This is a genomic window from Frankia sp. CgKIO3, assembly GCF_977946435.1.
This window is the reverse complement of sequence record NZ_CDWTMO010000158.1, coordinates 1-9,279: the sequence shown is the minus strand read 5'-3', so window position 1 is coordinate 9,279 and position 9,279 is coordinate 1. Positions and strand designations below refer to the sequence as shown.

Here is a 9,279-nt window from a genome sequence, read left to right as displayed (position 1 = left end):
GGCATTGAGCCCAGGGTACTCCCGCGGCTCACCTCGCGGCCCGACGCGGCAAAGCGCGGGTCGCCCCCACGGGAGCCCGCCCGGCCACTCACCGCGACCTCGGCGGCGGAATGCCGAGAATACACGCGGCCCGCGCCGGCAGCCCCGTCCCCAGTGTGCACGGACACATCGTAGGTCATGCCGAACCAATGGGATATACACCGCAACACAATCAGACCGCCCAGCTCATCAGAGCTGGTAGCAGAAACGACCCGGCCACCCCGGAACCGGTTCTCCGGCCAGGCGGGCCACGCCGGGCCGGGCCGGTCGCCGCCGTAACCGCGCCACGCGGGGACGATGCCCGAGACCAGGAAGCTGGCAGCCGAGACCAGGAGGCCTGCGCTCGAAACCAGGAGGCTGCGGGAACGCGGGAACCCGCGCCGGGACCGCCGCCCGAGGGCGGAAAACCGCGTGATCACCCGTAGTCTCGCAGTCAGAGCATCGGCGCGGGTATCACCGCACGGCGCCCGAGCGACGACGACGCGGCCGGCCCCCGGCCCGGCGACCGAAGATCGACGAGAAGGCGGATCAGGGATTGTGACGACGACATCTGTCCCGCAGCAGTCCATCCATCAGCGGATCGCCGAGGAGCTCGGCGTGCGCCAGGGGCAGGTGACGGCGGCGGTCGACCTGCTCGACGGTGGTGCCACCGTGCCCTTCATCGCCCGCTACCGCAAGGAGGCAACCGGCACCCTCGACGACACGCAGCTGCGCACGCTGGAGGAACGGCTGCGTTACCTGCGGGAGCTAGAGGATCGGCGCGGCGCGATCCTCGAGTCGATCCGGTCGCAGGGCAAGCTGGACGACGCCCTGGAGGCGCAGATCCTCGCCGCCGACTCCAAGGCCCGGTTGGAGGACATCTACCTGCCCTTCAAGCCGAAGCGGCGGACCAGGGCGCAGATCGCCCGGGAGGCCGGCCTCGAACCGCTGGCGGAGAGCCTGCTGGGCGACCCCTCGCTCGACCCGTACGCCACAGCGACGGCCTACGTCGATCCGGAGAAGGGCGTGGCCGACGCGGGTGCCGCGCTGGAGGGGGCGTGGGCGATCCTCGTCGAACGGTTCGCCGAGGACGCTGACCTGATCGGCACGCTGCGCGAGCGAATGTGGTCGCGTGGTGTCCTGGTCTCCCGGGTCCGGGAGGGCAAGGAGGAGGCGGGGGCGAAGTTCTCGGACTACTTCGACTTCTCCGAGCCGTTCACCTCGTTGCCGTCGCACCGCATCCTCGCGGCGTTCCGGGGGGAGAAGGAGGAGATCCTCGACCTGGCCCTCGAACCGGGCGTGCCGGCGGAGCCGGACGCCGCCCCGCCGCCCGGGCCGACCGACTACGAGACGCGGATCGCCGAGACGTTCGGGATCTCCGACGCGGGCCGGCCGGCGGACCGGTGGCTCCTCGACACGGTCCGCTGGGCCTGGCGCACCCGCATCCTTGTGCACCTCGGCGTCGATCTGCGGATGCGGCTGTGGACGGCCGCCGAGGACACCGCCGTGCGGGTGTTCGCGGCGAACCTGCGTGACCTGCTGCTCGCGGCGCCGACCGGGACCCGGGCGACCATGGGTCTCGACCCGGGGTACCGCACCGGAGTGAAGGTCGCCGTGGTCGACCCGACCGGCAAGGTGGTCGCCACCGACACCATTCATCCGCACGTCCCGGCACGGCGGTGGGACGAGTCGATCACTACCCTGGCCCGGCTCGCCCGGGAGCACCGCGTCGACCTGATCTCGATCGGGAACGGGACGGCCTCCCGGGAGACCGACAAGCTCGCCGAGGACCTCATCCGCCGGCACCCGGAGCTGTCGCTGACGAAGGTGACAGTGTCGGAGGCGGGGGCGTCGGTGTATTCGGCGTCCGCTTATGCCGCGGCGGAGCTCCCCGGGCTCGACGTCTCGCTGCGCGGGGCCGTGTCGATCGCCCGGCGGCTGCAGGACCCGCTCGCGGAGTTGGTGAAGATCGACCCGAAGTCGATCGGGGTTGGGCAGTACCAGCACGACCTGTCCGAGTCCCGGCTGTCGTCATCCCTGGACGCGGTGGTCGAGGACTGCGTGAACGCGGTGGGGGTGGACGTCAACACCGCGTCTGCCCCGCTGCTGACCCGGGTGTCCGGAATCGGGGCGAGCCTCGCGGAGAGCGTGGTGCGCCACCGCGACACGCACGGGCCGTTCCAGACCAGGGCCGCACTGAAGGACGTCCCCCGCCTCGGGCCGAAGGCGTTCGAGCAGTGCGCCGGCTTCCTGCGCATCCCCGGCGGGGACGATCCGCTGGACGCCTCCAGCGTGCACCCCGAGTCCTACCCGGTGGTGCGGCGCATCCTCGCGGCGACCGGCGGCGACCTCGGCTCCCTTATCGGCAACGGCGCGGTCCTGCGAGCCCTGAAGCCGAGCGAGTTCGTCGACGACACCTTCGGCCTGCCGACCGTCACCGACATCCTCGCCGAGCTGGAGAAGCCCGGCCGTGACCCGCGGCCGGCCTTCAGGACGGCGGCATTCACCGAGGGGATCGAGACGCTCGCGGACCTGGTCCCCGGCATGACCCTGGAGGGAACCGTCACGAACGTCGCCGCGTTCGGGGCCTTCGTCGACATCGGCGTTCACCAGGACGGCCTGGTGCACGTGTCGGCGATGTCGAAGAACTTCGTCAGGGATCCGCGCGAGGTCGTCAAGCCCGGCGACATCGTGACGGTGAAGGTTCTCGACGTCGACATCCCACGCAAGCGGATCTCGCTGACGCTGCGGCTGGACGACGAGGCCGGTGCCGGGGGTCCGGGTCGCCGGGACGGCGAGGGTGACCGGCGGGGAGCCGCGGGTGCGGGCGCCGGACGCGGCGGGAGCCGTGATCGTGGTGATCAGCGGGATGGCGGCCGGGGCACCGCGAGTGGCGAACGTGGTGGTGCCGGCGGTCGCGGTGCTGGTGGTGCCGGTGGTGCCGGTGGTGCCGGTGGTGCCGGCGGTTCCGGTGGACGCGGTGGCACGGGCCGTCGTGGCGGTTCCGGTGGCCACGGCGGTTCCGGTGGCAGGAACGGTTCCGGTGGCCGCAGCGGATCCAGTGTGCCGGACGGCGCGATCGCCGAGGCGCTGCGCCGGGCCGGCATCGTCAACGGCGACCAGATCACTCTCGGCGAGTCCGGCCGCAAGCGCGGCTGACCCACTGACCAGGTGACGGGTGGGGCCGGCGGGTCGGGCCGGGAATTATCGGCTCCGGCGCCTCCCGCCGGCCCCACTCACCTGGCTCCCCCCGGAGGTGCTTCGCGGATCGACGGTACTGATCCCCGAAGCACCCCGACGGCGGACGGAGTCCGGTGTCGTCAGAAATACGGTGTCATCAGAAAGAACCGACGGTGATACCGATAATGGTGAGTCGATACTCGAAGGCGCTGAACAGCAGGGTGCGGCAGGCGGATATCACGCGACTTCGGTGAGCAGTCCGGTGGCAACATCGAAGATGAAGCCACGGATGGCGCCGGTATGCGGGATGAACGGACTCGCCTTGATCCGCGCGATCGACTGGCGTACGTCTTCGGTCAGGTCGGTGAACGACTCCGCGGCCCATTCCGGTTTGATCCCGGTCTCGTCCTGGATCGAGCGTTTGAAATTGTCGTCGGTGAAGGTCAGCATGCCGCAGTCGGTGTGGTGGATCAGGATGATCTCGCGGGTGCCGAGCAGGCGCTGGCTGATCGCGAGGGAACGGATCTCGTCGTCGGTGACGACGCCGCCGGCGTTGCGGATGACGTGAGCCTCGCCGTCGCCCAGGCCGAGGATCGCGTAGACGTTGAGCCGTGCTTCCATGCAGGCGACGGCGGCGATGTGCTTGGACGGCGGCAGCGGAAGCGGCCCGGCGAAGGTCTTCGCGTAGGCGGCGTTGTTGGTCAGGTAGTCGTCGGTGACGGACATGGGTCCTTCCGGGGGGCGGATCGGTGGTGGAGGCCGGAGGTTCAGGCGGGGTCCGCCGTGCCGGTCCAGGAGGCACGGAACGCCGCGATGGTCGCGGCGACGGTGGCGGTGACCTTGGCCGGGCTAGCCGGGTTCGGGGCATCGCCGAACAGGGCCGCCAGGCCCGCGACGCCCTTCTCCGCGCGGGGGCGCCAGCTTTCTTCCCAGACGGCGAGAACCGCGGCGTTGTCGGGCCGTTCGGCGATGGCGTGGCGGGCCAGGGCCGCGCTCCACGCCCGGCTGCGGGCGCCGTCGACGCCGGACTCGCGCAGCAGTTGGGCGGTGAGGCCGTCGCCGTTGGCGTCCGCGAGGTCGGGGAGGGCGGTCTTGAGCAGGGTGTCGAGCGCCGGCTTGACGACGAGGTTCAGCGCCGTGAAGGCCTCCGCCCAGTCGTAGGCGACCAGCAACCGCTCCAGCGCCTCCCGGGCGGGTTGCCAGGCCGGGTCTTCTTCCCAGAACCGTCGGGTGGCCCGGCTGTCGGCGAGGTCGGCGCCATGGACCAATGACAGCGCCTTGGCCCGGTAGGCGATCCACTGCAGGGCGCGCAGTTCGTCGGCGGCCTGGAAGAACGCGGCGTTGCTGACGTAGGCGCTGGGTCCGAGCTGGCCGACGTACAGGCTGGTGATCTGCAACACGTGGAACAGGTAGCGGGCGGGCAGGTAAAGCCGCGCGAGGACACCCACCCAGGCCGGGTTCAGGCCGGCATCCGCATCGAGGGCCTCGAAGTGGTCGACGACGCCTTCGGCGTAGATCTCCCGGTCGTGCTGCAGGGCGATGTAGCGGCGGTAGTTGAGCTGGGCGGGGTCGCGGAACGCCTCCCAGTCCACGCCCCGCAGCGGCGAGCCCTCGCGGTAGCGTAGGTACCACCGGTTGATCGGACTGTCAGGATCAAGGTCGAACGGGGCCGGCTGCCGCCCGAAGTGGTAGTGGAAGTGGCCGGTGACGGTCTCGTACTCGTTCGGCTTGCGGCGGGCCCCGTCGAACATACTCCAAGTGCGCAGGGGCCTCGCCGTGGGGGCGGTAGTCATCCTCAGTCCTTCCGGTCCAGGTACCAGACGAGTTCGTCGTCGCTCACGTACCGCATCCGCCCGGCAAAGCCGGCGAGGGCGGGTTCGAGGGTGGCGAGCGGGACGGACCGACCGGCGGCCTCCTCCAGGCTGGCGCGGGTGACCCGCAGGAAGCGGGGCGCGTTGATGCGCACGTAGCCGTTGCGGTCCTCCACGACCAGCGTCTGGTCGGGGTTGTCCTTCTCGATTGCGGCGTACAGTGCCTCGACGACGTCCGGGTCGAATCCGCGGACGATGGGGCCTACCAGGCGGCTGGAGTCGGCGGTCATGAAAATCGTCTCCCCGTCGGTGCCGCGGTCGCAGCGCCACGGCACCGGTTGTAGTGACGTCGGCCGTCGGGTGGGATCCCGACAATGATCCGCTCACCGTCGGCGCGCACCGGGAAGCTGTACAGTCGGCAGTCGCTCGGGTTGAGGCTCTCGCCGGTCGCCAGGTCGAACTCCCAGTGGTGCGCGGCGCAGGTGAGCACCCCGTCCTCGACGGCGCCGTTGACCAGCGGGAATCGCGAGTGCGGGCACACCGCCTGGTACGCCCGTAGCGCCCCGCCGGGCAGGTGCGCCAGCAGCACCTGCTCGGCGCCCGCGGTCACCTCGAGCACGTCGCCTTCCCACACCTCGTCCAGCGAGGCGACGTCGGTCCACGCCACTGCGGTGCCACCCGCCGACGCGTCACCCGCCGACGCGCTACTCATCGACGTGTTACTCATCGAAGAAGGCTTCGACATGGTCGAGCGGGCCGACGCCGGCCTCGCCGATGCGCGCCTCGCGGGCGAGCACCCGACCGTTGTGGCGGACCCCCACCGGCGCGTCGCTGGCCGGCAGACGCCGGCCCACGACGTGGTGAGCGATCTTTTGGCCGACGGCCTCGACGGTGTCGGCGTCGTCCACCGCCACCAGCAGCGACACGAAGTCGTGCTCGAAAACCGCGCTCAGCGGCAGCAGAGCCATCGGGCCCCCTCGGAGTGCTCGTGGACGTGGACGTAGACGTGCTCGTGGGAGTGCTCCTGCGCCCCGGGGGTCACCTGCGCCCCGGGGGTCATCGCCGTGCCGCCCTGGCGCCGGTTGCGCCCGCCGCCGCGGCCTGTGCCCAGGCGTAGCCGGTGGCGTCCTGTCCCTGCTCGGACGGCGACAGCCCCATGTAGGCGAGCACGCCGCCGAGGTCGGGCGGGCTGATCTCGCCGGCGAGGAACCGGTCCACCAGCGACCGGTGCCCGGCGAACCGCTCCGGACGCTGCGTGAAGATCCACTTGCAGGGTTCCGAGCAGAACAGGTAGTCACGGCCCCCGTGGGTGTGGCGCAGCGGAGCGGCCGAGGCCAGCGCGCCGGCCTCCACGCCGGCGGCCCGCACGATCGGCAGTTGGCACAGGTTGCACACCAACGGCAGCGCCTCCGGGAAGGTGGCCTCGCCCTTCCCCGCGCGGATGTTGTCGCCGATGACGTCCCAGTACTTGCCGAACGTACGGTTCCAGCCCGGGTACTTCTCCTCCAGCCACACCCGCTCGTCCGCCGAGACGCCGGCGTCCGGGTTCCACCAGACCGTCGGCCGCCAGTTCCACACCCCGAGGTGGATCGCGTGGTGGTACCAGGTGAGTTCGTTGACGAACTCCTCCCAGTACCACGGATACTCCAGACCGAAGTCCCGGAACTGGTCGGAGAACTGCTTGATCACCCACTCCTCGATGAATTCCTTGAACGACATCGTCCGATGCTCGAGCGGGGTGTAGTAGTCCATCGATAGGCCGGTCAGCAGCGCGAACACCCGCCATGACCGCCAGAACATGTGATCGATGAGGAACTGGCCCCAGTCCTTGTGGCCGCCCTCGGCAAGGATCTTGATGGTCGGCTCGCCCTGCTGGGCATGGCGGGCCTCGTCCGTCTGGATACTGGAGATCAGCGAGCCGAACTCCAGGTCACCCACCTTGATCGCGTCGGCTGCCATGCCGAGGAACTGCAGGTTCGTGAAACCGGTTTCAAGGGTGAAGGTGAGCTGCAGCGCGATCGACAGCGCGTCGTTGGCGACGAACATGTCGTCGAACAGCTGCCGGACCGCGAGCACGATCCACTCGTTCGTGTGGAACGCCTTGAGCGCCCAGTCGGCCCGCGGCTCCTTCCCGATCAACCCATAGGGGAAGAACGCCTGGATCTGGCCGTGCCGGACCTCATCGAGCGTGCCGAACGTCGCCGTATTGCGCCACGCCGCCGCCCGCCCGAACCGGCCCATCCGCGCCTCACCGATGGAGGCGAGGTACTCCGGCATCGTGATCGCGCCATAGTGCGCCAGGATCACCGACTTCCATCCCGGGTCGAGCTTCTCGAACAGCTCCGAGCGGGCGATCGCGTTCTTGACCGAGTACGTCGTGGTGTCCTTCGTCACCTGGTTGTGCACGTACTCCCGATAAGCGATCTTGTATGGCTCGTCCCAGGCCAGCCACTCCTCGGATGAGACCCGGCCCGTCCCCGACAGCTCCTCTGGGAAGACGTCCTGCTCGGACACGTAACCAAACGACCAGTTGGTGTCGCGGGCCAGGTCGTACCAGTCACTGCGGGCAAGCTTCGGCATGCTCGCCTCCTTGGTGTTCCCCCACGGACGCGGACCGGACCCGCCCGGTCCGGCAACGCTCACGCGCCGCACGGCCCAACCCGGCACCGGCCGCCATCTCGACAGTTTCAGTCGACAAGGAGAACTATGTGCGGGACGACCCTTGATGTCAAGGATTCCTAACGATCCGGTCCGGGCGGATCGGATTGCTAAGGTCCACTCGCGGGTTCCGACGTTCCCCGTCACGACCCTCGCGGCGGGTCGGCCGTCGCGAACCCGGGAAAGTCCCAACGGCAGGAGGCAGCGGTGCTGGCGATACACGCGGCGTTCGGACCGCGCGCGTGAGGCCGCCCGGCACCCCCGAGGAACGCCACCCCGGGTTCGACGCGAAGATCGTGGCCGTCCTCGACCGGATCGGCGAGGCCCTGCAGGTGCTCGCCCGCCGCTCGGCCGAGGCGCACGACCTGTCCCCCACCCAGCTTCGGGTCCTCGCCCGCCTCTACGCGGGACCACCCCCGGCGGCCCGAACCAGCGCACTGGCACGTGAACTCGACGTGGCCGACCCCACCGTCAGCGACGCCGTGGCAGCCCTGCGCCGCAAAGGGCTCGTTGGCCGCCAGCAGGACCCCGCCGACCGGCGTCACTACCGGCTCCACCTCACCGCCGACGGCCAGCAGACCGCGCACGCGGTCTCCCGGTGGACCGCCCCGGTCGAGGTGGCGACCGCCAGGATCCCCCGCCCGGACGGCGAGCAGCTGCTCGCAACCCTCCTGGACCTGCTGGAACGCCTGCACGCCGAACACCTGATCAGCGTGACGCGCACGTGTACCACCTGCCGGCACTTCGAACCCGCGCCTCGCCACGCCCGGCCCACCCGCCGCACCCAACCCACCGTTCACCGCTGCGCGTTCTTCGACTACCGCCTCGGGCCGTCCGACATCCGGGTCGACTGCCCGGAACACCTCACCCAGGAGGAGTTCGCCCGCCGCGGCGCCGCGGTCGGCCTGCCCGACGGCACGCCCGCGGGGTCCGTTGTCGACAGCTCACCGATCAGCTGCGCGAGGAGGGGGCCGGCGGGCCCATCGGTCCGATGGATGCAAGCGGGCGCGGCGGGTCCGCAGGAAGTCGCTCAGGCTACTCGCTGGGCTCATGCCGCGATTGTGGCTGGCTGAGGGGCGTGCTGCCTGGCCATGCCGGTACCAGGCAGCACGCACGCCGCCCGGTTCGGCGGGAGTGGTTCAGGAAGCCGGGATGGCGGTCACCAGGCCGCCGTCAACGGCGATGGCCGCCGTGTCAGTGGTGTCGGTCATGGCGCCAGCCTCACTACCCAGTATCAGGGCAGCCAGGCCCGGACCAACCCAGGCGCCCCAGGGCCACCCCGGCTTCTCCCGTCGGTGGGGGTGTCCGCGACGGCGGCCCGGCCGGTCTCGATCGCCTCGTCGGAGCCGGCTGGGGGGCCGGTCCGTTCGAACAGGGTCCGCAGGGTGGAGCCAGGGTTAGACAGCCGTCCGGCGCAGTTGTGGTGATCGGGAAAAGTGAGCTCGACGGGCGTGTTAGATGGCGGATTACCGGTGTTCTACGTGTAATTACCATGGTCAAGAATGGGTTATTTTCATGATCGGATTCTGGTGCGCGCCCACGTTCCTCTCCGCCCGGTACGGGGCGGGAGTGTGCTTTGGGATCGTCATTAAATAAGTTGATCATTTGATCT

8 protein-coding genes are annotated in these 9,279 nt (G+C 70.1%); 2 read left to right on the top strand and 6 right to left on the bottom strand.

Translation table 11 applies throughout. The features are described from left to right. Positions 1-576: 576 nt before the first annotated feature. Positions 577-3,177 (top strand): Tex family protein, encoded by a 2,601-nt coding sequence (locus AC08OJ_RS16005; protein WP_476596142.1) that lies wholly within the window; start codon positions 577-579, stop codon positions 3,175-3,177. A gap of 258 nt (positions 3,178-3,435) precedes the next feature. Here AC08OJ_RS16005 and AC08OJ_RS16000 read toward each other — a convergent pair whose 3' ends face one another. The 6 genes from AC08OJ_RS16000 to AC08OJ_RS15975 form a co-directional block, all read right to left on the bottom strand. Next, positions 3,436-3,924, bottom strand: a complete 489-nt coding sequence (locus AC08OJ_RS16000) for a beta-class carbonic anhydrase (RefSeq protein WP_476596141.1) — start codon at positions 3,922-3,924, stop codon at positions 3,436-3,438. 41 nt (positions 3,925-3,965) lie between these two features. Further along, positions 3,966-4,991, bottom strand: a complete 1,026-nt coding sequence (locus tag AC08OJ_RS15995; protein ID WP_476596140.1) for an aromatic/alkene monooxygenase hydroxylase subunit beta — start codon at positions 4,989-4,991, stop codon at positions 3,966-3,968. A gap of 2 nt (positions 4,992-4,993) precedes the next feature. Continuing rightward, the gene (locus AC08OJ_RS15990) at positions 4,994-5,299 is read right to left on the bottom strand and encodes an MmoB/DmpM family protein (protein ID WP_476593949.1); all 306 of its coding nucleotides are present in this window, start codon (positions 5,297-5,299) and stop codon (positions 4,994-4,996) included. After that, positions 5,296-5,721 carry a monooxygenase system ferredoxin subunit gene (locus AC08OJ_RS15985; protein WP_476596139.1) on the bottom strand — a complete coding sequence of 142 codons (426 nt, stop codon included), beginning with the start codon at positions 5,719-5,721 and terminating at the stop codon, positions 5,296-5,298. Before AC08OJ_RS15985 ends, AC08OJ_RS15990 begins: the two co-directional genes overlap by 4 nt. Positions 5,722-5,728: 7 nt before the next feature. After that, on the bottom strand, positions 5,729-5,977 hold the full coding sequence (locus AC08OJ_RS15980; RefSeq protein ID WP_462187827.1) for a toluene-4-monooxygenase system B family protein: 249 nt from the start codon (positions 5,975-5,977) through the stop codon (positions 5,729-5,731). Between the two features lie 88 nt (positions 5,978-6,065). Beyond that, the gene (locus tag AC08OJ_RS15975) at positions 6,066-7,589 is read right to left on the bottom strand and encodes an aromatic/alkene/methane monooxygenase hydroxylase/oxygenase subunit alpha (RefSeq protein ID WP_476593951.1); all 1,524 of its coding nucleotides are present in this window, start codon (positions 7,587-7,589) and stop codon (positions 6,066-6,068) included. Positions 7,590-7,909: 320 nt separating this feature from the next. Here AC08OJ_RS15975 and AC08OJ_RS15970 point away from each other — a divergent pair, with 320 nt between their 5' ends. After that, positions 7,910-8,740 (top strand): MarR family winged helix-turn-helix transcriptional regulator, encoded by an 831-nt coding sequence (locus AC08OJ_RS15970; RefSeq protein ID WP_476596138.1) that lies wholly within the window; start codon positions 7,910-7,912, stop codon positions 8,738-8,740. The last annotated feature ends 539 nt before the right edge of the window (positions 8,741-9,279 follow it).

What these genes read in the sequence shown, in the direction of transcription:
- AC08OJ_RS16000 (WP_476596141.1), bottom strand. Translation starts at nt 3,924, where the DNA reads ATGTCCGTCACCGACGACTACCTGACCAACAACGCCGCCTACGCGAAG.
- AC08OJ_RS15995 (WP_476596140.1), bottom strand. Translation starts at nt 4,991, where the DNA reads ATGACTACCGCCCCCACGGCGAGGCCCCTGCGCACTTGGAGTATGTTC.
- AC08OJ_RS15990 (WP_476593949.1), bottom strand. Translation starts at nt 5,299, where the DNA reads ATGACCGCCGACTCCAGCCGCCTGGTAGGCCCCATCGTCCGCGGATTC.
- AC08OJ_RS15985 (WP_476596139.1), bottom strand. Translation starts at nt 5,721, where the DNA reads ATGAGTAGCGCGTCGGCGGGTGACGCGTCGGCGGGTGGCACCGCAGTG.
- AC08OJ_RS15980 (WP_462187827.1), bottom strand. Translation starts at nt 5,977, where the DNA reads ATGGCTCTGCTGCCGCTGAGCGCGGTTTTCGAGCACGACTTCGTGTCG.
- AC08OJ_RS15975 (WP_476593951.1), bottom strand. Translation starts at nt 7,589, where the DNA reads ATGCCGAAGCTTGCCCGCAGTGACTGGTACGACCTGGCCCGCGACACC.